19 protein-coding genes and 1 pseudogene are annotated in these 22,056 nt (G+C 66.1%); 5 read left to right on the top strand and 15 right to left on the bottom strand.

Annotated features, from left to right (window positions below; genetic code table 11):
* Positions 1-26 precede the first annotated feature (26 nt).
* Together WS45_RS16460 and WS45_RS16455 are read right to left on the bottom strand one after the other, a co-directional pair.
* A complete protein-coding gene (locus WS45_RS16460; protein WP_063892218.1) occupies positions 27-1,034 on the bottom strand; it encodes a HEAT repeat domain-containing protein in 1,008 nt (335 codons plus the stop codon).
* A 136-nt stretch (positions 1,035-1,170) separates the two neighbouring features.
* Positions 1,171-1,848, bottom strand: coding sequence for a HEAT repeat domain-containing protein (locus WS45_RS16455; protein ID WP_059701015.1), 678 nt, complete (start codon positions 1,846-1,848; stop codon positions 1,171-1,173).
* A 216-nt stretch (positions 1,849-2,064) separates the two neighbouring features.
* Here WS45_RS16455 and WS45_RS16450 point away from each other — a divergent pair, with 216 nt between their 5' ends.
* Positions 2,065-2,355, top strand: a complete 291-nt coding sequence (locus WS45_RS16450; protein WP_059692804.1) for a hypothetical protein — start codon at positions 2,065-2,067, stop codon at positions 2,353-2,355.
* A gap of 135 nt (positions 2,356-2,490) precedes the next feature.
* Here the strand turns inward: WS45_RS16450 and WS45_RS16445 are convergent, their stop codons facing one another.
* Positions 2,491-2,724, bottom strand: coding sequence for a hypothetical protein (locus WS45_RS16445; protein ID WP_011549124.1), 234 nt, complete (start codon positions 2,722-2,724; stop codon positions 2,491-2,493).
* A gap of 420 nt (positions 2,725-3,144) precedes the next feature.
* On the opposite strand from WS45_RS16445, the gene WS45_RS16440 reads away from it, so the two are divergent.
* Together WS45_RS16440 and WS45_RS16435 are read left to right on the top strand one after the other, a co-directional pair.
* Positions 3,145-3,741, top strand: coding sequence for a TetR/AcrR family transcriptional regulator (locus WS45_RS16440; RefSeq protein ID WP_059692800.1), 597 nt, complete (start codon positions 3,145-3,147; stop codon positions 3,739-3,741).
* A gap of 48 nt (positions 3,742-3,789) precedes the next feature.
* Complete coding sequence (locus WS45_RS16435) at positions 3,790-5,271, top strand: MFS transporter (protein WP_059700769.1); 1,482 nt, start codon at positions 3,790-3,792, stop codon at positions 5,269-5,271.
* Positions 5,272-5,522: 251 nt separating this feature from the next.
* Here WS45_RS16435 and WS45_RS16430 read toward each other — a convergent pair whose 3' ends face one another.
* Positions 5,523-6,947, bottom strand: a complete 1,425-nt coding sequence (locus WS45_RS16430) for an aminotransferase-like domain-containing protein (protein ID WP_059700768.1) — start codon at positions 6,945-6,947, stop codon at positions 5,523-5,525.
* Between the two features lie 385 nt (positions 6,948-7,332).
* Here WS45_RS16430 and WS45_RS16425 point away from each other — a divergent pair.
* A pseudogene (locus WS45_RS16425) lies at positions 7,333-7,575 on the top strand (branched-chain amino acid ABC transporter substrate-binding protein); the annotation flags it as partial.
* Positions 7,576-7,606: 31 nt separating this feature from the next.
* Here the strand turns inward: WS45_RS16425 and WS45_RS16420 are convergent.
* The 11 genes from WS45_RS16420 to WS45_RS16370 form a co-directional block, all read right to left on the bottom strand.
* Positions 7,607-8,518, bottom strand: coding sequence for a hypothetical protein (locus tag WS45_RS16420; RefSeq protein ID WP_059700766.1), 912 nt, complete (start codon positions 8,516-8,518; stop codon positions 7,607-7,609).
* Between the two features lie 60 nt (positions 8,519-8,578).
* The gene (locus WS45_RS16415; RefSeq protein ID WP_059605872.1) at positions 8,579-8,902 is read right to left on the bottom strand and encodes a TfoX/Sxy family protein; all 324 of its coding nucleotides are present in this window, start codon (positions 8,900-8,902) and stop codon (positions 8,579-8,581) included.
* Positions 8,903-8,992: 90 nt separating this feature from the next.
* Positions 8,993-10,729 (bottom strand): site-specific integrase, encoded by a 1,737-nt coding sequence (locus WS45_RS16410; RefSeq protein WP_059700765.1) that lies wholly within the window; start codon positions 10,727-10,729, stop codon positions 8,993-8,995.
* A gap of 98 nt (positions 10,730-10,827) precedes the next feature.
* A complete protein-coding gene (locus WS45_RS16405) occupies positions 10,828-12,093 on the bottom strand; it encodes an MFS transporter (protein ID WP_059700764.1) in 1,266 nt (421 codons plus the stop codon).
* Positions 12,094-12,108: 15 nt separating this feature from the next.
* Positions 12,109-12,897 (bottom strand): peptidylprolyl isomerase, encoded by a 789-nt coding sequence (locus WS45_RS16400; RefSeq protein WP_059700763.1) that lies wholly within the window; start codon positions 12,895-12,897, stop codon positions 12,109-12,111.
* 9 nt (positions 12,898-12,906) lie between these two features.
* Positions 12,907-13,590 (bottom strand): respiratory nitrate reductase subunit gamma, encoded by a 684-nt coding sequence (narI, locus tag WS45_RS16395; protein WP_059700762.1) that lies wholly within the window; start codon positions 13,588-13,590, stop codon positions 12,907-12,909.
* Between the two features lie 24 nt (positions 13,591-13,614).
* The gene (narJ, locus tag WS45_RS16390; protein WP_059700761.1) at positions 13,615-14,310 is read right to left on the bottom strand and encodes a nitrate reductase molybdenum cofactor assembly chaperone; all 696 of its coding nucleotides are present in this window, start codon (positions 14,308-14,310) and stop codon (positions 13,615-13,617) included.
* The gene (gene narH, locus WS45_RS16385; RefSeq protein WP_059700760.1) at positions 14,307-15,836 is read right to left on the bottom strand and encodes a nitrate reductase subunit beta; all 1,530 of its coding nucleotides are present in this window, start codon (positions 15,834-15,836) and stop codon (positions 14,307-14,309) included. The genes narJ and narH overlap by 4 nt, the downstream gene beginning before the upstream one ends.
* On the bottom strand, positions 15,833-19,612 hold the full coding sequence (locus WS45_RS16380) for a nitrate reductase subunit alpha (protein ID WP_059700759.1): 3,780 nt from the start codon (positions 19,610-19,612) through the stop codon (positions 15,833-15,835). Before WS45_RS16380 ends, narH begins: the two co-directional genes overlap by 4 nt.
* 689 nt (positions 19,613-20,301) lie before the next feature.
* A complete protein-coding gene (locus WS45_RS16375) occupies positions 20,302-20,493 on the bottom strand; it encodes a DUF2964 family protein (protein WP_059537270.1) in 192 nt (63 codons plus the stop codon).
* A gap of 14 nt (positions 20,494-20,507) precedes the next feature.
* Positions 20,508-20,987: a universal stress protein gene (locus WS45_RS16370; protein WP_059692769.1), complete on the bottom strand. Its 480-nt coding sequence runs from the start codon at positions 20,985-20,987 to the stop codon at positions 20,508-20,510.
* Positions 20,988-21,251: 264 nt separating this feature from the next.
* On the opposite strand from WS45_RS16370, the gene WS45_RS16365 reads away from it, so the two are divergent.
* Entirely contained in the window at positions 21,252-22,013 is a 762-nt protein-coding gene (locus WS45_RS16365; RefSeq protein WP_059700758.1) for a 2-keto-4-pentenoate hydratase, read from the top strand.
* Positions 22,014-22,056 lie beyond the last annotated feature (43 nt).

Genomic DNA, 22,056 nt, shown 5'->3' with positions numbered 1-22,056 from the left:
AGGCCGGCTATCAAACGCAAACTCGACTACGTTAGCGCGTCGTGGCGAATGCACATCACGTAACGAGCATTGCGCGCCACGGACGGGTCTGGATCGGCGGCCAGCCGGGCAAGCAGGGCCGACGCCGTGCCATTGAATTCGGCGAGCGCCTGACAAATACGTACACGGGTCTGGACATCGGCTGGACCGTCTGAGATCGCTGCTTCAAAGCGCTCCACAATTTGCTTTGCGATCGCAGGGTCTTCCGCCAAATCGGCTAACGCATCGGCCGCCTCGACATCGTGAATCCCGCCAAGAACCTGCTCGATCAGCAGGGGAATGGCGTCGCGTATCCCCCATCCGCCAAGCACCCGCGCAGCGCGATACCGCACGCGCTCCGCGGGGTCGAGGAGCGAGCCGCGCAAGCTCTCCACCGCATCGGAACCGCCAAGTTTCGCCAGCGCGAGCACGGCCCGTTCGCGTACTGCCGGATCGGGCTGTTGAAGCGCCGCGCCAAGTACGCTGGTGCCGCTGCCTACGGTTCTTCCCAGCGCCCAGTGCAGCGCACCTGCGACATTCGGCTCTTGTTCCTGGAGCAGTGCGTGGGCGATGAGTGCTGCAAGCGGGGCATCGCTGGACGCGGCGTCAAACGCAGCACGCTGTCTCTCAGGTGCATGCGTCGACTCCAGTCCTTTCAGCAGATGCACGACATCAAGCACAGCTGACCAATCATCGGGAGAGGTGGCGGACACGGCAGTCAGCCGGCAAAGCAACGCTTGCTCTGCGGCCAGCCGCTCGCGGCTGCGAACCATCAGCGCGTCAATGAGCACATCGGGGTGAGGCGCTTGTTGGCTGAGCGCCTGACGCACCTCGGCCAGCCCAAGGCCCAGCGAGCGCAGGCTCTCCACTTGAAACAGGCGCAAGGCATCGGCTTGCGAATACTCGCGGTATCCCGCTTCCGTACGTCCCGATGGGCTGACAAGTCCGATCGCGTCGTAGTGCCGCAGCATGCGCGCGCTGACGCCGGAACGATTGGCCAACTCGCTGATGCGCATCACTTGTCTCCGGTGTCATCTGGTTCACGCCGCCCTGTGTCTCGGCCTTGGCTCCAATCGAGCCTCGAAAATTCTAACAAACCGCCAACGGCTTCCATCACCTCGGCCAACACGTGGCTCATCACATCGATCGCCGTCAACCCGCCTGTTCATCGGCGTCGGGCAACGGTGCACCTGCGCGCCACGCATCGGCTGGATCGAGCACGAACGCACTCTCCGGGTCGGCGATGAGCCTGAGGCTCGCGCAGGCATGAACGCGAACCGCCGGGTCCGTGTGTCGGGCCGCCGCCGCAACGAGCGGGGCCATGGCGTCGTCTCCAAGCATGAGTAATGCCCGGCTCAGACTCCGCTTGAGGTCCTTGTCGCCGCGGCCTAGCTCGCGAACCAGTTCGCGTGCCAAGGCGGCTCGTTGCCAGGTCGGCACCAGCCCCGCTGCGGTGCGCCACGCAGTTCGTGCCACCTCCGGATCGGGGTCATGCAGATGCCCGCTTGTGATCGCTGACCAGGTTGCGGGGTCGCCGATCTTCGAGAGCGTATGTAGCGCCTGGCTACGCGCTTGCGCCAGCGGCGAGCGCAGCTCGTCAAGCAGCAATGGCAAGGTCAGATCCTGCGTGTGCCGGGTGAGCGCCCAGGTGAGCATGTCGCGAACGAAGAAATCCGGTTCGACACCGCAACGCTTCACCAGTAGCGTGATCTGGCCTGGATCGGGAGCCGTGCCGGCACCAAGCGCAGCCGCAAGACGGAGCGAAGCGTCCGGATGCTCGAGTGCCGTGGTCAATGCGTGACGGGAAGTCGGGGGATAGTGACGGGTCATGAACGCCTCCTCGCCCGACAGTGGACACCCTGTCACTATGACAAGGTCAAGTGTTTTTCGGGCGAGGGGGCGAATTGCACGCCCAGGCAGTCGTTCGTGGAGCCGATCACCGCCTCCTCCGCAGGCGACGGGCGGCCAGTTTCAGCCATTCGACCTTCCGAAGAAAATCGTCGACAATTCGGGGCGGTATAGGAATTTCCTTGGAGCTCGTACTGGATGAGGAAGACACTGGGCTACCTGCACGAGGTTTGGCTCTGCCCGGACGAGTTCGGCAACGCTCTTCCCGCATGCATTGCCCATGGACCGGACGGAGATGCTGCCCGGGCTCTCAATGAGCCGGGTAGCGAATGGATATGGACGTTTTGGGCATCGTCACATGCGGAGGCGATGTGCGTTTATTACGAATTCGTCGGCTATGGAAAGTACACGTCCCAAGCCGACGGCGATCTTCTCCCATATCCGCAAGCTTGGTATGAGCGTCAGGTCGCGTATTTGGACCGCAAGTGATCAATGCATAGGCGTCGGCCCAGCTTCCTTGCAAGTCGGTCACGGTAGGCAGCTTCGAGCAATTGCCGGCCAGAAACGGCCGTTCGACACAGCTTTTTAGATCGTCGACAATCGGTGCAGATAAGGGCGTAGCCTTTAGCGGTTACCGTCGATCAGATCGTTCAGCAGCGCATCGAACGCGGCCTGTGCGTCTTCAAGTTCCTGCAGGGCGGCATCAAAGGTTTGCAGCGCGAACGGCGAAGGCTCGCCGCTGCCTTGCGGCGGAAATTGCTTCTGCATCGAGGCGAACGTACTCTGCACGCGCAGCGTGGCGGCCACCATGCGCTCCATCGCCTGGGTTTCTTCGGCTCGGGCCTGTTCCGGATTCATTCCACTCTCCTTGGATGGTTTTCTTGAAGACCAGATCGTACACGCTGTGTCCGTTCTTGCCGCCCTTGGCAGAACGACTCCGTTGAAGGTTCCAACGGCACGCTGCGCGAGAAGCGATTTAATCGGGAATGATTCCGCAGTCGCGCCGAGGCCAAGATACTCATCGAGCGTGACTACAAAATCCCGCCGCAGGTCACAACGATTGGCCGCTTTGGATGAATCTGAAGGGCCGCTTCGGGTCGACAAGCGACGACCACGGAAATCCACGAATAGCCTTTTTTGCCCGTCCCGGTTCGATCGAGGATGGGTTGCCCGCACGATCGTCCCAAGGCGTTGATCCCCCTCCCCGGCCGGATCCACGCGTTGACATAGGAACTGATCAGTCCATATACTGACGCCAAATTGCAGGAGATCTCACCCATGGCACATCCGACCGGTCTTGGACGTCCGCGCGAATTCGAACTGGACGATGCCGCGCGCGACGCGATGCAAGTCTTCTGGGACCGCGGCTACGAAGGCGCGTCGCTGCCGGATCTGATTGCCGGCACCGGCTTGTCGCGCGGCAGCCTCTACAAGGCGTTCGGCGACAAGAAAGGGCTGCTGCTGGCGGCGCTGGACCTGTATATGGCCGACGGGCTCAAGGCAACCGCCGACATCCTGTCGCAGCCCGGCACGGTGAAGGACGCCATTCGCGATTCGCTGCTGCGCTATGCGCGCCTTTCCGTCGGCGAGGCGGGCCGACGCGGATGCCTCGCGATCGCGATGACTACCGAAATGGCGGCCCGCGATCCGGATGTCGCGGAACGCACGGCACGCATGTTCCGGCGTTTGCAGCAGCTTTATGCCGGCGCGATCGTGCGCGGGCAGGCTAGCGGCGAGATGGCCGAACGCGACGAACAGGCGCTCGCGCGTTTCCTGGTCTGTCAGGTCGAGGGAATGCGCGTGCTGGGCAAAACCGGCGTATCGGAAGCGGACATGCTCGCGCTGGTCGACAACACGATGCGCGTTCTCGATTAATTTTTTTGGCCAATTTGGAACTGATTGGTCCCATATGGAGGCTCACCCATGACCCGCAACGATTCCGTCTCGCCGGACCCGCGCCGCTGGGCAATGTTCTCGGTCCTGCTCGTCGGCGCATTCCTGCCTCCGCTGGACTTCTTCATCGTCAATGTCGCGCTGCCGTCGATCCGGGGGGAATTGGGCGCGTCGTCTTCGTCCGAGCAATTCGTCATCTCGTCGTACGCCGGCCTGTACGCCGTAACGCTGATTACCGGCGGCCGGCTGGGAGACCTGTTCGGGCGGGGGCGCATGTTCTTTCTCGGACTGATCGGATTCGCGACGGCATCTGCGCTATGCGGCCTCGCGAGTTCGCCGTGGACACTGATCGCGGGCCGGGCGTTGCAGGGGCTGACGGCGGCCGTCATGGCGCCGCAGGCGCTCGCGTCGATCCAGGCGATCTTCCCCGAATCGGAAAAGCCGCTCGCGCTCAGCCTTTATGGCGCGGTCTTCGGCCTCGCCGCGGTCGTCGGGCAGGCACTGGGCGGCATCCTGATTTCGCTGAATCTATTCAATCTCGGCTGGCGGACGATCTTCCTCGTCAACCTGCCGCTGGCGATCCTGGTCGTGCTGTTCGGCATCCCGCTGCTGAAGGAAACGCGCGCGCAGCATGCACGCAAGCTCGACCTCGGCGGCACGGCGCTGTCGATGGCAACGCTCGGCGCGCTGGTCGTGCCGTTGATCGAAGGGCGTGCCGCAGGCTGGCCGCTATTGGCCTGGATGTCGCTGATGGCGGTACCGGCGCTCGCATGGTTGTTCTGGCGCTACGAGAGCCGGCTCGCCCGCAGCGGCGGCGCCCCGCTGCTCGATCCGGCCGCGCTGCGCGCGCCGGGGCTGGGCCGCGCGCTGCTGATCGCGCTGTTGCTGTACTCGATCGGCGCGTTCTTCCTGCTGTTTTCGATCTATCTGCAAAGCGCGTTGCACGTCGATGCGCTGAGCGCGGGCCTCGTGTTCCTGCCGTTCGGCGTGGGCTTTCTGCTGGGGCCGCTGTCGACGCCGCACTGCTCACGCGTTCTCGGCGCGTACGTCAATCCGTTCGGCATGGGCCTCGAGGTCGTCGGCCTCGTCGGCCTGGCCTGGTTGATCGCCGCGACGCCGCTCGGCATGCCGCTCGCCACGATCCCGCTTGCCGCCGTTCTGTTCATCATCGGTTTCGGGCAAGGGCTCGCGCTGCCGACGCTGATGCGAATGGTCACAGGCCGTGTCGCACCGGCGCTGTCGGGCATGATCGCCGGCATCGCCAGTTCGACCCTGCAGGTCAGCACGTCGCTCAGCGTCGCGATCATCGGCGGAATTTTCTATACGGTCCTCGGCTCGCGTCAGGATCCCGCTGCGATCGCGCACGCGTTCATCGTCGCGATTCTCGGTATCGCGTTCTTCCTGAGCATCGGCGCGGGATTGGGCATCTCGCTCGGGCGGACACCCGCGGGGCGCCCCGCTACCCGTTCCCACGCCCGAGCGACGTTCGGCACCGAACGCAACCGGCCGTGATGCAGGGCGCGAAATCGCGCGCAGCACGTCGATTTCCCGCGCGGACAGGCGCGGGCTGTCATCCGACGCGCGACTCGCGACACGCGTGACGGCGGATGCGCCCTCCGTCAGCAGCGCGCTCACCGCTTCCCCACAAAGCCGGCCGCACGCGACTTCTGCCTGCAACACGTTCGCGGCGGCGGCGACGCTCAACGCCGCGCGCCATGGACGCGCCGAGCGCAATGCGACCCACGCCACCGACGCCGCCAGCCTTAGCGCATGCACGACGCCGCGAGCTTCCCGACCGCGATCACCGCCTGCTCGATCTCCGGCGACCACGCGCTGCTGTAGTTCAGCCGGATGAAGTTCCGGTAGTTGTCGGTGATCGAAAACATGTAGCCGGGGCCGATCGTGATTCCCTGCTCCAGCGCGAGCTGATACAGCCGCATCGCGTCGACCTGCGCCGGCAACTCGACCCACAGCACGTAGCCGCCGGCCGGGCTCGAGATGCGCGTGCCTTCCGGGAAGAATCGCGACACCATCGCGCGCATCAGGTTCGCCTGCTGCGCATATGCCTTGCGCAAGCGTCGCAGGTGATGCTCGTAGCCGTCGCGTTCGAGAAACTCGGCGATCGCGAGCTGCGGCAGCGACGGCGTGGCCAGCGTGTTCAGGAACTTCAGCTTCTCGACCTGATCGCGATACCGGCCCGGCAACGCCCAGCCAACCCGGTAAGCCGCCGTCAGGCTCTTCGAGAACGATGCGCAATGCAGCACGATTCCGTTGCGATCGCAGGACTTCAGCGTGCTCGGATGCGACTCGCCGAAATACAGTTCGTTATACACACCGTTCTCGATGAGCGGCATGTCGACGCGAGTCGCGAATTCCACCAGTTCGCGCTTGCGCTCGTCGGGCATCTGGAAGCCCAGCGGATTCTGGAAATTCGGCATCACCATGCACGCGGCGATCGGCTGCGACTTTGCGATCGCCGCCAGCGCGGCGATATCGATCCCGTATTCCGGATGCGTCGCGACCTCGATCGCCTTCATCCCCATCCGCTCGATCGCGTGCAGCATCGCGTAGAACGTCGGCGACTCGACCGCGATCGTGTCGCCCGGTTTCGCGACCGCCTGCAGGCACAGGTTGATCGCCTCGGTCGCACCGACCGTCACGATGATCTCGTTCGGATCGACCGACATCCCGTTTTCCAGGTAGCGTCGTGCGATCTGCCGGATCAGACGCGGATGGCCGGGCGGCAGCCCGTCGGTCACGCCCCACAGCGACTTGTCCCGGCCGGCCGCATACGCGTAGCGGTTCAGCTTCTCGAACGGAAAGAGGCTCGGGTCCGGATACGGCGAACCGAGCGGCACCGCATCGTCGGTGCCGATCGAGCGCAGCGTCGACAGGACGAGCCGGCTCATGTCGACCGACGACGAAATCGCGATCGGCTTCGACGGCCGCAGTTCGCGCACCGGCGCGTGGTTGTCGTCGCGACGCAGGTTCACGAAGTAGCCCGACTGCGGACGGCTTTCCAGCAGTCCGCGGCTTTCGAGCAGCAGATATGCGTGCAGCACGGTCGTGATGCTGATCCGGTGCTGCTGGCTCGCCTGCCGCACCGACGGAATCCGGTCGCCGTGCCGGTACACGCCCTGGCGGATCAGGCGTTCGATGTCGTCCGCGAGTTTTTCGTAGAGCTTCATCGCGTGCTCTCCGCCGGCCTGCGCACGCCCGATCCGCGCATGTGCCGCCCGCCGACCGGGCTGTCGTGATGCCTGATTGCTCCCTCCGGTTTTGCCTTTTCCATCGTCGTGGCTCGCTTTTGAAGATGCGCCGTCAGGCCCGTGATGTCTGGGCCTGCGGCACTGTGCACTTGATGATGGAATCGTAAGAGCAGAACAGTTGATGTGGAGTACACACATCGGATATGCACACAAGAGTACAGTTCGGCGCGAATTCGCGACTTCGGGCGAACTGTACGTCTTACGATTTGACGCCGGGGCTGGGAAATGGATGCGGTGGCCGGGGATTCGAAGGCGGTACCGTGTGGTCGCGCAGCTCGCGGTCGCGTCTGCGGCATCCGGCAAGATCGAGCTGTATGCGCCGTTCGCGTACGACGCGGCGCTCGCGATGATCGCGGCGATCCGCAAGGCCGATTCGGTCGACCGCGGCAAGATCGTCGCGAGCCTGCCGGGCGTGTCGGTCGCGGGTGTGACGGGGAAGATCTCGTTCGACGAGCGCGGCGACCTGATCAAGCCGCCCTACACGTTGTTCCGCGTCGAACAGGGGCAGTGGCACAGCATTCGCACGGTCGGCGGCGCGTCGAACTGATCGACGCCGGGCAGCCCGGCAACGGGCGGCGTCATCGCTCCGCCTGTTGCCGCTGCACCTCCTGCGCTTTCATCTGCAGATACGCGCCGCGCTCGACTTCGTGCAGTTGCTTCGGATACTGCTCGGTCGCGTCGAACCAGCGTCCAAGGCGCTGGTCGAGCGGCTTGTCGAGCGTCGCGAGATACGTGTCGATCGCGAGGTAGTAGCGCATCGTGTTGCGCTCGAGCAATCCGCGCACGCCGCCGATGTACTGCGGCTGCGCCGCCGATGCGCCACTGGCTGCCGTGAACCCGACCTTGTCGCTGCCGACCGTCGAGAGGTAGGTCTTCATCGCCATGCGGCCGACCGCGCCGAAGCCGTACGAATACGTGAGGTGGAGGAACGTGCGCAATCCGCCGACCGGCACCGCTTCCAGCACGATCCGGTAGTCCTTCGTGCCCATCGGGCCGCTGTCGGCAGCCAGGTCGACCTGGAAATAGTCGGGTGTCGCGGCGGCCACGCGGTAGCGGAACTGCACGCGATAGGTATCCGACAGCTTCTGCTCGATCTTGCGACCGAGGTTCACGTCGAGCACCGGGCCGTCGCTGCCGGTCGACGCACGACAGTACTTCGTGTTCAGGTGCAGGATCAGCACCGCGCACCAGTTCGCGGGGCCTTGCGCGGGGTCGTTGAGCTTGCCGTTCACGACGGAGAACGGATAGTCGACGACCGCGTAGATGTCGCCCTTCAGCGACGAAGACGCCTCGGACGATTCGAGGTACAGCGGGCGATGGAACGAGTTGTTCTTCAGTTGCTCGCCGAGGCTGTGATAGCGGTCGAGCAGCGCCGCCGCGCCGTCCGCGCCGAACGACAGCGCGCTCCAGCCGAGGCACAGGGCCGCGACGAGCGCGTGCCATGCGCGGCGCGCGTAGCGCGGTGCTTGCGGATGTGGGGATGTCTCCATTCTTGTGCTCCAGCAGGTGACGCGGTGGTCGCGCACATGTTTCACAGAATACGCCGGCCGCTATCGACCACGCTTCACAGGCACCGGCAGTTGCGCAGCAGTGATCCGGATCAACGTCGACAGCCATTCGCGGTCGTCCCAGCGCTCGCCTCCGATGACGAGATGCGGTTTCGCCGTCGGATACGGTGGCGCTTCGTCGCAGGTGCCGAGAAACGCACGCCCGTCAGGCGTCGGCTTGACGAACAACCGGTCGTCGCACACCAGCGCGACCATCTTGCCGTCGCAGTAGATGCCGTATTCGCCGAACATCTTGCGGGCCGATACCGTGCCCGCCGCAGCCATCTGCTCGACGACGAAATCGACGGTTCCCTGACTCGATGCCATCCATCCGCTCCGTTACCGAATAACCCTTCTGACCGTCACCGACGCGGTGCCGTTCCGTTCGAATCCCACGCGATCACGCGTGCGTCCTGCTCATTTGTCAGCCGAAAACGCACTCGACATCTGCCGCGCCCGCTTCACGTCGTCGCCGTGCAGATAAATCGACGTCGTCGAGATCGACGCATGCCGCAGGTTGTCGCGCACCGTCGTCAGCTCCGCGCCGCGCGCGAGCGCATGCGTCGCATGGGTATGACGCATCCAGTGCGGGCTCGCCTGGCGCAACTTCTGCGCGAGCGCCGGGTTGTCGTCGTCGACGAGCGCGGCCGTCTGCGTGAAGAAACGCTGCATCACCTTCCACAGCCGCACGCTCGTGATTCCGGCCGCCCCGTCTTCCGCAAGGCTCGGAATCAGCGGCGTATCGGGACGCCAGCGCACCGGCGTCACCGGCAGCCGCCGAGCGACCAGATGACGATCGAGCGCCGTGCGCGCGAGCGGCGGCAGCGCGACGCGCGCGGCCTTGCTGCCCTTGCCGATCACTTTCAGCCACGCATCGCCGTGCGCGTCCGTTTCGATGTCGCCGAGCGTCGCGCCGACCAGTTCGCTCGCACGCAGCCCGGTCGCATAGCCGAAATCGAGAATGAAGCGCAGCCGTTGCGCGGCCACCGGCGTCCAGCCGGACTGCGATGCGCCGGACGGCTTGCCCTTGCGAAACTCGAGCCCGTCCGCGATCGTGCGCACGAGCAACCACTCGCCTTCGGTGAACGCATGCGACGTGTCGAGCGCATTCGCGCCGCGCGTATCGCGCACCTTGACGCCCGCGAACGGATTCGCGAGCAGATAGCGCTGCTCGATCAGCCAGCGGAACAGCGCGCCGAGGACCGACAGCGTGTACGCGGCCGAACGCGCGGACAATCCGCCCGAAAACGGCCGCCAGTCCGGCGCGCCGCGCGGCCGCACCGGGCCGATCCAGCGTTCGTGCGGCGTCGGGTTGCGCAGGAACGCGCGATACGCGACCGCATCCTCGGTGGTCAGCGACGACAGCGCACGCCCGCGCTCGACGATCGCCCATAGGATCAAGCGCTCGGCCTCCTTCCGGTACGCGCGGCGCGTCGCGGCCGATTCGTGCAGCGACAGCCAAGCGTGCACGGCTGCGTAATCGTTGTCCGCGTCGAGCGTGCTGGTCGCGCGCGGCGCGCGGAACGTGCCGGCCGACCCGTCGACCTCGTGCGGCAGCTTCAGTTGCTCCCACGGCACGATGGCGCTGCGCGGGGTCGCCGCGATCAGCGCGCGCGCCCGCTCGGTCAGGTCCGGGTGCGCGGAAAAGAACGCCTCGATATGCCGCGCGCTCGCCATGCCGAGCCCCGCTATTGCGCGCCACCACTGACGCCGCCGCGGAATCCGCACGGTCAGGTCGGCGAGCGTCGCGATCCCGTGCGCACGCAGCGCGACGACCGCGCGTGCGGGCAGCCACAAGCCGATGTCATCGCTGATTTGCGGCACCGGCGCACGCGCATGGCGCAGCAGGCCGATCGCATCGGTCGCGGCCTTCGCCATCTGGACGCGCGCGCTGTCGGCATGCGCGAGCTGCTCCGCGAGATCGGGCCGCCCGACCTGCCGCGCGACACGCACGAGGCGGCGACGAATCCCGCCGATCACGCCGCGCGCCGACCGCCCTTCGCCGAGCCGGTCGGGCAGATAGCGTTCGACCGCCTGACGCACGGTCATACCCGCGTACCACGCGCGCAGCGCGGCCAGTTCGTCGGCGTCGGGATAGCCCGCGGGTGCAGGTGAGGAATCGGAGGAAGGCGGTAAGGCGAGGCGCGGTGTCATGGGCGCCAGTTTGACAGAACTGCGGACGCTCGAAAACGCCCGGCGCGCTGCAAGATGCGTGCGCGACGCCGGCGGCTACCGGCATCGCGCACGAACGCTCAGCCCGTCACGGGCGTACGCCGCACCTCGGACAGATAGATCAGAATCAGCGACACCCAGACGATCCCGTACAGGAACATGAAGCAGGTCGTGCGCACGCGCAGCAGGTCGAGCAGCAAGCCGAACAGGATCGGCAGCAGGAAGCCGCCGAGCCCGCCCGCGAGGCCGACGATGCCCGTGACGACGCCCATGTTGTCCGGGAAATCGTCGGCGACGTACTTGAAGGTCGACGCCATCCCGAACGCGAACACCGCACCGAGCACGAAGGTCAGCGCGACGAAGCCTGCCACCGGCATCGACAGATTCAGCGACGCGGTGCCGTCGATCGTGTGAATCACGAAGTCGGTCGCCGGATACGACAGCAGGAACAGGCAGATCCACGCGACCCACAGCCCCCACCAGGTGACCGCATGCGCGCCGAAGCGGTCGGACAGCGCGCCGCCGAGCGCGCGCAGCACGGAGCCCGGCAACGAGAAGCCGGCCGCGAACGCGGAGGCCATCACGAGCGACATCCCGTATTCGCTCTTCAGGTACTGCGGGATCCACAGCGACAGTGCGGTGAAACCGCCGAACGTGATCGAGTAATACTGGCAGAGCCGCCACACGCGCGGATCGCGCAGCACCTTGAACGCGTCGAGCATCGATCCGCCCCGTTTGCCCGCCCCCGGATCGGGCGCCGACGCGACCCAGAAGATCGCGGCCGTGACGAGCAATGCAACCGCGTAGACGCGCGGCACGAAACGCCAGCCATACGCGGACAGCAGCAGCGGCGTGACGAACAGGTTGACCGCCGCGCCGCACGTGCCCGCACCGAACACGCCCATCGCGAGCCCGCGCCGCTTCGGCGGGAAGAAGCGCGCGACGTACGGCGTGCCGACCGCGAACGACGCGCCGACGCAGCCGAGGAACAGCCCGATCACGAGGAACTGCCAGAGCTGCGTCGCATAGCTGACGATGTAGACGGGAATCGCGCACACGACGAGCAGCACCGTCATCACGATGCGGCCGCCGAAGCGGTCGGTCCACGTGCCGAGCGGCAAGCGCATCAGCGCGCCGGTCAGCACGGGCGTCGACGTGAGCAGCCCGAATTCCGTGCTGTTCAGGCCAAGATCGGTGCGCAGCTGCACGCCGAGCACGCCGAACATCATCCACACGACGAAACACACCATGAACGCGAGCGTGCTCGCAGCCAGCACCGACCACGCACGCAGCGGGACGGCCTGCGTGTCCGCGGCCGGGCCGACGTTACCTTGTTGAGTTGCCATACACAAAGCCTCGTTTCATTGGACGAGCGGCCCGCTCGCGCCGTCGAAGGTCACGCCTTCGACCCGCGCGCCGCCCGCGAGTATCGCCACGTACTGCCGCATCGCCCGCTGCCGCACGCGTTCCGACAGGTACGCGGCGATCTGGCCGGCGGCCTCGTCGAACGGCACCACGTCGCCCGGCACGCGGCGCTCGATGCGCACGATGTGGAAGCCGACGCGGGTGTTGACGAGCTTCGGTAACACGCCGAGCCCGTCCGTGTCGAACAGCGCGGTCTCGAATTCCGGCACGGTGTCGCCGCGCAGGAGCTGCCCGAGGCTGCCGCCGACTTGCGCCGACGGACAGTTCGACGACGCGCGCGCGACCGCTTCGAACGTGTCGGGTGCGGCCACCACGTCGGCGAGCGCGCGTTCCGCGCGCTGCCGCAGCGGGGCGAGCGGCACGCGGTCGGTCACCGCGAACAGCACGTGGCTTGCATACACGATGTCGTTGCGGCGAAAGCGTGCCGGATGCTGCGCGTAATAGCGCTCGCAATCGGCACGATCCGGTTCGGGCACGTGCGTCAGCTCGCGTTCGAGCAATGCGTCGACTGCCGCATCGTCGAGCGACGCGCCTGCGTCGATCAGCGCGAGCGACACCGCGCGCTGCCGCAGCAATTCGCGCACCGCGAGCGCATGCCGTGCCGCGTCGAGCGGATCGGGCGCGTCGCCGTGATGCGCGGCCTCGGCCGCGATGGCCGCATCGTCGATCGCAATGCCGTTGATCGTCAGCGGCGCGCTCGCGATTTCGGAGATAACCTCGTTCATATGGCCTCCTCAGCGCTTGCGCACGAGCTGGTACGGCCGGATCAGGTACGCGACCGACGCGATGCCGCTCCAGATGTGCACCATCCGTGTGAACGGCGACACGAGGAAGATCGTGAAGCCCAGCAGGATATGCAGCCGGTACGTCAGCGGCACGCCGGCCAGCAGACTCGCGATGTCCGGCCGGAACGTGACGACGCCCTTCACGTAGTCGGTGAGCTGCTCGAACATCACGCCGTCCATGTGGCGCGTCGACAACACGACGGTGCCGAGCCCGAGCGCGAGCTGCACCCACAGCATCAGCACGATCACGATGTCGGACTTGCGACTGTTCCTGCGGATGCGCGGGTCGCCGAGGCGTCGCCGGATCAGGATCGTCAGCCCGATGATCGCCGCGACGCCGGCCGCACCGCCCGCCACCATCGCGACGAGCTGGTGCCCGGACGCCGACAGGAACGGCGACACGAGCCAGTGCGGCGCGAGGAAGCCGCCGAAGTGCCCGAGCACGACGACCAGCACGCCCCAGTGGAACAGGTTGCTGCCGAGCCGCAGCATCCCGTGGCGCAAAAGCTGCGACGAATCGCTCTTCCACGTGTACTGCTCGCGGTCGAAGCGGATCAGGCTGCCGACCAGCAGCACCGCGAGACAGATGTACGGATAGATCCCGAACAGGAACTGATGCAAATAAGCGTTCATGTCTTTCCCCAGTTGGGCCCGCGCTTACGCGCCGCGGGCCGGCCGCTTGTCGTGGAACCGCACCGTCTGCTCGGCCGGCGTTGCCGCGCCGACGAAGCGCACCGCCTCGTCCGCATACGACGCGTCGAGCGCGCGATAGTCGTCGGCACTCGGCCGTTCGGCGGCGACGTCGTCGTCCGCGGCCGCGGGTGCGTCGACCGGCGCGAGGCCGGCCATCGGCAGCAGCGCGCCGACGACGACGCTGTAATGGCTGCCGCGCTGCGCGAGCTGGCCGGCCAGCGCGCGCAGGATCTCGCCGGTCTCGCCGAGCAGGTTGCGCGCATCGGCCGCCGGCAGCCGCGACAGGTATTCGAGGAACACGGGCAGGTAGTCGGGCAGCTCGCCCGGGTTCAACGTCAGCCCGTGCCGCTCGTACATCTGCAGCAGGTCGACCATCGCCTGCCCGCGGTCGCGCGATTCGCCGTGCACGTGCTCGAACAGATGCAGCGACGTCGCGCGACCGCGATCGAACAGCGCGACATAGTTCTCCTGCAGCGTCAACAGGTCGCGCTCTCGCACGTAGGCGAAGAAGCGGTCGAGGCCCGCGCGCACCGCCTTCGGCACGCGCACGTTTTCGCGCAGGTGAGCTTCGATCGAATCGAGCACGTCGACGAACGCTTCGTCGGGATAGTCGAGCAGCGCCGCGAACGCCGCATAGGTCGGATCGGGTGCGGTGCTCATCGGGACGCCTCGTGGATCGGAATGGTTTTCGTGCCCTTCTTCGGACTGAACAGGCTGCCCTCCGAACGGCCGTCGGAACAGCCGTTGCCGAACGAGAAGCCGCACGACGCGCGCAGGTCGTATGCGTTCTCCGCATACTCGCGGTGCGTCGTCGGGATCACGAAGCGATCCTCGTAATTCGCGATCGCGAGATAGCGGTACATCTCCTCGACCTGTGCGAGCGACAGACCGACCTGATCGAGCACGCCGCGCGCATCGATGCCGTCGACGTGACGCGCGCGCATGAACGCACGCATCGCGAGCAGCCGTTCGAGCGCGCGCTTCACGGGCGCCTCGTCGCCGGCCGTCAGCAGGTTCGCCAGATAACGCAGCGGAATGCGCAGCGATTCGACGTCCGGCAGGTAGCCGTTCATCCCGAGCGCGCCGCTGTTTGCGGCCGAGTTGATCGGCGACAGCGGCGGCACGTACCAGACCATCGGCAACGTCCGGTATTCCGGATGCAGCGGGAACGCGATCTTCCAGTCGATCGCCATCTTGTAGGTCGGCGAGCGGCGCGCGGCGTCGAGCCACGCGGCCGGCACGCCGTCGCGCTCGGCCTGCGCGATCACGGCCGGGTCCTCCGGATCGAGGAACAGCGATAGCTGCGCTTCGTACAGGTCCTGCTCGTTCTCCGCACTCGCGGCTTCACTGATCCTGTCGGCGTCGTACAGCAGCACGCCGAGGTAGCGGATGCGGCCCACGCAGGTTTCCGAACACACGGTCGGCTGGCCGGCCTCGATGCGCGGATAGCAGAAGATGCACTTCTCGGCCTTGCCGCTCTGCCAGTTGTAGTAGATCTTCTTGTACGGGCAACCCGACACGCACATGCGCCAGCCGCGGCACTTGTCCTGGTCGATCAGCACGATGCCGTCTTCCTCGCGCTTGTAGATCGAGCCCGACGGGCACGACGCGACGCACGCCGGATTCAGGCAGTGCTCGCAGAGGCGCGGCAGGTACATCATGAAAGTGTTTTCGAACTGCCCGTAGATCTCCTTCTGCACCGACTCGAAGTTGGTGTCCTTCGCACGCTTCTCGAACTCGCCGCCGAGGATTTCCTCCCAGTTCGGCCCCCACTCGATCTTCTCGAGCCGCTGGCCGCTGATCAGCGAACGCGGTCGCGCGACCGGCATCGCGCGCGTGATGCCCGCTTCCTGAAGATGGCCGTAGTCGAACGTGAACGGCTCGTAGTAATCGTCGATCTCGGGCAGGTGCGGGTTCGCGAAAATCTGTGCGAGCAGCCGCCACTTGCCGCCCAGACGCGGCTCGATCCTGCCGTCGGCACGACGCTGCCAGCCGCCGCGCCAGCGCTCCTGATTCTCCCAGTCCTTCGGATAGCCGATGCCCGGCTTCGTCTCGACGTTGTTGAACCACGCGTACTCCATCCCTTCGCGGCTGGTCCACACGTTCTTGCAGGTCACCGAGCAGGTATGGCACCCGATGCACTTGTCGAGGTTCAGCACCATCGCGATCTGTGCGCGTACCTTCATGACGTTTCTCCATCCCGTACGGCCTGTGTTGTCGGGTCGACCGCGATGTCCTCGCCGTCGAGCCAGTCGATCTTGCTCATCTTCCGCACGATCAGGAACTCGTCGCGATTCGAGCCGACCGTGCCGTAATAGTTGAAGCCGTACGACAGCTGCGCGTAGCCGCCGATCATGTGGGTCGGCTTCAGCGCGATGCGCGTGACCGAGTTGTGAATGCCGCCGCGCGTGCCGGTGATCTCGGAGCCCGGCGTGTTCACGATCTTTTCCTGCGCGTGGTACATCATCACCATCCCGGACGGAATCCGCTGGCTCACGACCGCCCGCGCGCACAATGCGCCGTTCGAGTTGTAGCACTCGATCCAGTCGTTATCGACGGCACCGATCGCCTTCGCGTCGTCCTCCGACATCCACACGATCGGTCCGCCGCGCGACAGCGTCAGCATCAGCAGGTTGTCCGTATATGTGCTGTGGATCCCCCACTTCTGGTGCGGCGTCAGGAAGTTCAGCACACGCTCGGGGTTGCCGTTCGAGCGCTTGCCGACCATGTGCGCGTAGCTGCCCGTGTCGATCGGCGGCTTGTACACGCACAGCGACTCGCCGAACGCGCGCATCCACGCGTGATCCTGGTACAGCTGCTGACGGCCCGTCAGCGTGCGCCACGGCACCAGCTCGTGCACGTTCACGTAACCGGCGTTGTACGACACGTGTTCGGATTCGATCCCGCTCCACGTCGGCGACGAGATGATCTTGCGCGGTTGCGCCTGGATGTCGCGGAAACGGATCTTCTCGTCCTCGCGCGCGGCGGCCAGGTGCGTGTGGTCGATGCCGGTGATGCCCGACAGCGCACGCCATGCCTTCACCGCGACTTCGCCGTTGGTTTCCGGCGCGAGCGCGAGAATCACCTCGGCTGCGTCGAGCGCGGTGTCGATGCGCGGGCGCCCCTGCGTGGCGCCGCCGGCAACCTGGTAGTTGAGCTGGCCAAGCAGCTTCACTTCGTCCTTCGTGTCCCAGCCGATGCCCTTGCCCGCGTTGCCGAGCTTGTCCATCAGCGGGCCGAGTGACGTGAAGCGCGCATAGGTGTTCGGATAATCGCGCTCGACGGCGATCACCGCCGGCATCGTGCGGCCCGGCACCGGCTCGCATTCGCCGCGATTCCAGTCCTGCACGTCGAACGGCTGCGCGAGTTCGCCCGGCGTATCGTGCGCGATCGGCGCGAGCACGACGTCGCGTTCGACGCCGAGATGCCCGTCGCACAGCTCGGAGAAGCGCTTCGCGATCCCCTTGAAGATCTCCCAGTCGCTCTTTGATTCCCACGCGGGATCGACCGCCGCCGACAGCGGATGGATGAACGGGTGCATGTCGGACGTGTTCATGTCGTCCTTCTCGTACCACGTCGCGGTCGGCAGCACGACGTCCGAATACATGCAGGTGGTCGACATCCGGAAATCGAGCGTGACGAGCAGGTCGAGCTTGCCGCGCGGCGCTTCGTCGTGCCACTTCACTTCCTCGGGGCGCGCGCCGCCCGTCGCGCCGAGGTCGTCGCCCTGCACGCCGTTGGTCGTGCCGAGCAGATGCTTCAGGAAATACTCGTGACCCTTGCCCGACGAACCGAGCAGGTTCGAACGCCACACGAACAGATTGCGCGGGAAGTTGTCGGGGGAATCCGGGTCCTCGCACGCCATCCGCAGCATGCCGGCCTTCAGTTGCCGCGCGACATCGGCGCCGGCCTGAGCGGGGTCGCCGAGACTTGCACCGACCTTCAGCGGATTCACCGCGAGCTGCGGCGCGGACGGCAGCCAGCCCATCCGTTCGGCGCGCACGTTGTAGTCGATCGGCGAACCGTGGAACTGCGTCTTGTCCGCGAGCGGCGACAGCAGCGCGCCCGGGTCCATCGTGTCGTAGCGCCACTGATCGGTGTGCGCGTAGAAGAACGACGTCGCGTTCATGTGGCGTGGCGGCCGATTCCAGTCGAGCGCGAACGCGAGCGCGGTCCAGCCCGTCTGCGGACGCAGCTTCTCCTGGCCCACGTAATGCGACCAGCCGCCGCCCGGCTTGCCGACGCATCCGCACATGATCAGCATGTTGATGATCGCGCGGTACGACATGTCCATGTGGAACCAGTGGTTGATCCCCGCGCCGATGATCACCATCGACTTGCCTTGCGTCTTGTGCGCATTCTCCGCGAACTGCCGCGCGACCGAGATCACGTCCGCGCGCTTCACGCCCGTGATCGTTTCCTGCCACGCCGGCGTATACGGAAGATCGTCGTCGTAGCTCGCGGCCACGTCGCGTCCGCCCAGCCCTTGGTCGAGCCCGTAGTTCGCGACGAACAGGTCGTAGACGGTCGCGACCAGCATCTCGCCGTCGCGCGTCGCGACGCGCCGCACGCCGATCCGGCGCGACAGCTCGGAGCCGTGCTGCGTCGAGTTGAAATGCGCGTGCGGCTGGTTGCCGAAGTACGGAAACAGCACGTCGACCACGTCGTCGTGCTCGGCCGTGCAGGACAACCGCGGCGACAGCGCCGCACCCTTCGACGTCTCGCCGCGCAGGTTCCACTTGCCCTTGTCGCTCGCTCCGTCCTTGGCCTGCTGCCCCCAGCGGAAGCCGATCGAGCCGACCGGCACGACGAACTCCCCGGTCGCGTCGTCGATCATCACGGTCTTCCACTCCGGATGCGCGGCCTCGTCGAGCGCGTCGTCGAAATCGGACGCACGCACGAGACGCTCGGGCACGTAGCCGTCGCCGTGCGGCACGAGGCGCACGAGCGCCGGCATGTCGGTATAGCGCTTGCAGTAGTCGATGAAATAGTCGCTTTTACCCGCGAGGTGGAACTCCTTCAGGATCACGTGACCCATCGCGAGCGCGAGCGCCGCGTCGGTGCCCTGCTTCGGATGCAGCCACAGATCGCCGAACTTCGCGCCTTCCGAGTAATCGGGGAACACCGACACGACCTTCGTGCCGCGATAGCGCGCCTCGACGAGGAAGTGCGCGTCGGGCGTGCGGGTCTGCGGGACGTTGGAGCCCCACATCATGATGAACGTCGAGTTGTACCAGTCGGCCGATTCCGGCACGTCGGTCTGCTCGCCCCAGGTCTGCGGCGACGCGGGCGGCAGGTCGCAATACCAGTCGTAGAAGCTCAGGCACACGCCGCCGATCAGCGACAGGTAGCGCGACCCTGCCGCATACGACACCATCGACATCGCCGGGATCGGGGAGAAGCCGACGACGCGATCGGGGCCGTGCCGCTCGACCGTGTAAACGTTTGCGGCCGCAACGATCTCGTTGACCTCATCCCAGCTCGCGCGCACGAAGCCGCCGAGCCCGCGCCGGTGCTGGTACGAGCGCCGCGCGTCGTCGTCCTCGACGATCGAGCGCCATGCGTCGACCGGCGCGAGCGTGCGGCGGCGTTCGCGCCATAGCTTCACCAGCGCGCTGCGCACCATCGGATGCTTGAGGCGGTTCGCGCTATACAGATACCAGGAGTACGAAGCGCCACGCGAGCAGCCGCGCGGTTCGTGGTTCGGCATGTCGGGGCGCGTGCGCGGGTAATCGGTCTGCTGGGTTTCCCAGGTGACGATTCCGCCTTTCACATAGACCTTCCACGAACACGAACCCGTGCAGTTCACCCCGTGGGTCGAACGGACGATCTTGTCGTGCTGCCAGCGCAGCCGATAGCCGTCTTCCCATTTGCGGTCCTCGTCCGTGACGGCGCCGTGTCCGTCGGAGAAGGTTGGCCTCATGGTGGAGAAATAACGCAATCTATCCAGGAAATGGCTCATGGGGATCTCGTTTTTTCCGGTCTTTTGGCAGACCCTGAATATTTAAGGAAGTGATATCCCGGATGCGAGGGACGGTCGGCATTCGGCTCGTTGCGTTCGCTTCCATCCCTTGCGTCCGGGTCGAATGAATTCTCTTTCGGATCGACATATCACGACTTGATACAAATCACGATGTCGTTGCACCTGCACGCATCGTTGCGAAATGGGGATGGATACAGGCGTGCCAATGGCATGCTCGGCACCGGACTTTCGCGTCAGGGTTTGACGGGTTACAGGCCGGCGCTCGATCACGCGTTTATGCATGCGAGCCGCATTGTTGCGGCGTCACGCGTTTTCGCGGCGCGATGCAATCACGCACGAGTCGCGGCCGCATGCGCGCGACCGGCTGCCGTGTCAGGCCGGATCAAATACGGGCATGCCGCCGAAGGAAAGCGGCGAGGATAGGACTCGACCGCCGCGATGAGATGAGATGAGATGAGAAGCGGCGTGCTCGTGCACGCACGCGTCATTCAATCGAAGCGTGCGCTGCCTGATGCGGAATCGATGAGATGGGAGATGCCGGCGAGGAGATGCTGGCCGGGCAGGATGGCGCGAATGCGCCGGACATGACGGACGGAGAGACGCGGAAAGACGGGCCGGCGGTGCTGCTGCGGTGCCGGTCCTGCATGAAACCGGGGAAGTGCCGCGCGTCACCCCTCGCCCTTCGGTCCCGGGTTGAGCATGATGACGAAGCCGGCCACGCCGACGATCAACGCGACCGCGCCGCCACGCAGCGCGATCGTTTCGTCGAACAGCAGCCCCGTCACCACGGCCATCATCCCGGCGAGCGACACGAATACGGCAATCGCCGCGACGACGATCCGGTATTGACGACGTATCATCGCGCGCCGCCGCGTCAGGCTGCCGCGGCGGAAGCCGGCTCGCCGGTATCGTCGCCGCGAATCAGCAGCACCGGGCACTTCGAGCCACGCACGAAGCGCTCGGCGACGCTCCCGAGCAGCACACGCCGGATGCCGCGCCGCCCGTGCGTGCCGACCACCGCGAGGTCGATCCCGCGCTCCTTCACATAACGCTGCAGGCGTTCCGCGACGTCCTCGCCGATGCTCTCGGTTTCGACGAGTTCGGCCTCGCCCTTCGCGCCGGCCTGCGCGAGGACCTGTTCGGCTTCACGCAGCACCTTGCGCCCGTCGTCGCGGATTTCCTCGATGAGCGCGTGCGGATCGAAACGACCCGCGTACGTGAACAGCACCGACTTGTCGACCACGTACACGACGCTGACGTGCGTATCGCCCGCCACCGCCACCTTCACTGCCTCGGCAAGCGCCTGTTTCGACGAAGCGCTGCCGTCGACGGCCACCATGATCTTCTTGTACATGCGAACCTCGCTGGGGTGAGTTGCCGCGCGCGGTCGCGTGCGGCCATGTCCCCATCATCGGCGGACAGCCGGTTCGAAGCTTGACGGCGATCAAGATCCACCAAAAACGCGGCGTGCGGCAAAGCGCCACGCGCAAAAACGGCGCGCCGTCCGCGCGGCCGCGCCGCGCAACCGGGCGGCCCTGGCGCCGAAGGCGCTATCATCGACGTTGCGACCTTCGTCCGGCCCTTTTTTGCCGGCCCACTTTCAACTCGCTCAACCGACATGACAACGACTACCGAACGCGTGGACGGCGCCGCCCAGCATCTCGTCGCCGCCCGCCATGCCGGCATGCCCGGCCCGCTGCTGCCCGACGCCTTGCGTCCCGAGAACGTCGATACCGCGCTGGCGATCCAGCATCGCGTCGCCGATCTGCTCGGCGAAGCCATCGGCGGATGGAAATGTGCGTTGCCGCCGCCCGACCGCGTGATCGTCGCGCCGATCTTCGCGTCGACGATCCGCGAAGCCGATGCGCCGTATCGCGTCGTCGGCGGCCCGATCGTGCGGATCGAGCCGGAGATCGCGTTCGTGCTCGATCGCGACCTGCCCGCCCGCGCGCAGCCATACGACGAGAACGACGTGCGCGGCGCGATCCGCGAAGTGCGCATCGTGCTCGAGGTGCTGGGTTGCCGTTATGCGGAGCCCGCGCGCGCGTCGAAGTTCGAACTGCTCGCCGACGGGCAGTTCAACCAGGGATTGTGCGTGGGTCCCGTCGTGCCCGACGGATTGAACGCGCCGCTCGAGACGCTCGCGCTGTCGTTCGAGGGTGCGCTGAATCGCACGATCGACGGCCGTCATCCGGACGGCGATCCGCTCAAGCCGCTCGTGTGGCTGGTCAATTTCCTCGCATCGCGCGGCGACGGCGCGCGTGCCGGCCAGATCGTGACGACCGGTTCGTATGCGGGCGCGATCGACGTGCCGCTCGGCGATGCGCTGACGGTGCGCTTCGGCGAACTCGGCAACCTGTCGGTGACGCTGACGGCCTGACGTCCGGCGGCGGGCGACGGGCAACGCGGCGCGTTTCGTCGTC

The sequence above is a fragment of the Burkholderia sp. RF2-non_BP3 genome (assembly GCF_001522185.1).
GTDB lineage: Bacteria > Pseudomonadota > Gammaproteobacteria > Burkholderiales > Burkholderiaceae > Burkholderia > Burkholderia diffusa.
The sequence above is the reverse complement of the archived record's forward strand: the minus strand, read 5'-3'. Positions and strand labels throughout refer to the sequence as shown.

What these genes read in the sequence shown, in the direction of transcription:
- WS45_RS16460 (WP_063892218.1), bottom strand. Translation starts at nt 1,034, where the DNA reads ATGCGCATCAGCGAGTTGGCCAATCGTTCCGGCGTCAGCGCGCGCATG.
- WS45_RS16455 (WP_059701015.1), bottom strand. Translation starts at nt 1,848, where the DNA reads ATGACCCGTCACTATCCCCCGACTTCCCGTCACGCATTGACCACGGCA.
- WS45_RS16450 (WP_059692804.1), top strand. Translation starts at nt 2,065, where the DNA reads ATGAGGAAGACACTGGGCTACCTGCACGAGGTTTGGCTCTGCCCGGAC.
- WS45_RS16445 (WP_011549124.1), bottom strand. Translation starts at nt 2,724, where the DNA reads ATGAATCCGGAACAGGCCCGAGCCGAAGAAACCCAGGCGATGGAGCGC.
- WS45_RS16440 (WP_059692800.1), top strand. Translation starts at nt 3,145, where the DNA reads ATGGCACATCCGACCGGTCTTGGACGTCCGCGCGAATTCGAACTGGAC.
- WS45_RS16435 (WP_059700769.1), top strand. Translation starts at nt 3,790, where the DNA reads ATGACCCGCAACGATTCCGTCTCGCCGGACCCGCGCCGCTGGGCAATG.
- WS45_RS16430 (WP_059700768.1), bottom strand. Translation starts at nt 6,947, where the DNA reads ATGAAGCTCTACGAAAAACTCGCGGACGACATCGAACGCCTGATCCGC.
- WS45_RS16420 (WP_059700766.1), bottom strand. Translation starts at nt 8,518, where the DNA reads ATGGAGACATCCCCACATCCGCAAGCACCGCGCTACGCGCGCCGCGCA.
- WS45_RS16415 (WP_059605872.1), bottom strand. Translation starts at nt 8,902, where the DNA reads ATGGCATCGAGTCAGGGAACCGTCGATTTCGTCGTCGAGCAGATGGCT.
- WS45_RS16410 (WP_059700765.1), bottom strand. Translation starts at nt 10,729, where the DNA reads ATGACACCGCGCCTCGCCTTACCGCCTTCCTCCGATTCCTCACCTGCA.
- WS45_RS16405 (WP_059700764.1), bottom strand. Translation starts at nt 12,093, where the DNA reads ATGGCAACTCAACAAGGTAACGTCGGCCCGGCCGCGGACACGCAGGCC.
- WS45_RS16400 (WP_059700763.1), bottom strand. Translation starts at nt 12,897, where the DNA reads ATGAACGAGGTTATCTCCGAAATCGCGAGCGCGCCGCTGACGATCAAC.
- narI (WP_059700762.1), bottom strand. Translation starts at nt 13,590, where the DNA reads ATGAACGCTTATTTGCATCAGTTCCTGTTCGGGATCTATCCGTACATC.
- narJ (WP_059700761.1), bottom strand. Translation starts at nt 14,310, where the DNA reads ATGAGCACCGCACCCGATCCGACCTATGCGGCGTTCGCGGCGCTGCTC.
- narH (WP_059700760.1), bottom strand. Translation starts at nt 15,836, where the DNA reads ATGAAGGTACGCGCACAGATCGCGATGGTGCTGAACCTCGACAAGTGC.
- WS45_RS16380 (WP_059700759.1), bottom strand. Translation starts at nt 19,612, where the DNA reads ATGAGCCATTTCCTGGATAGATTGCGTTATTTCTCCACCATGAGGCCA.
- WS45_RS16375 (WP_059537270.1), bottom strand. Translation starts at nt 20,493, where the DNA reads ATGATACGTCGTCAATACCGGATCGTCGTCGCGGCGATTGCCGTATTC.
- WS45_RS16370 (WP_059692769.1), bottom strand. Translation starts at nt 20,987, where the DNA reads ATGTACAAGAAGATCATGGTGGCCGTCGACGGCAGCGCTTCGTCGAAA.
- WS45_RS16365 (WP_059700758.1), top strand. Translation starts at nt 21,252, where the DNA reads ATGACAACGACTACCGAACGCGTGGACGGCGCCGCCCAGCATCTCGTC.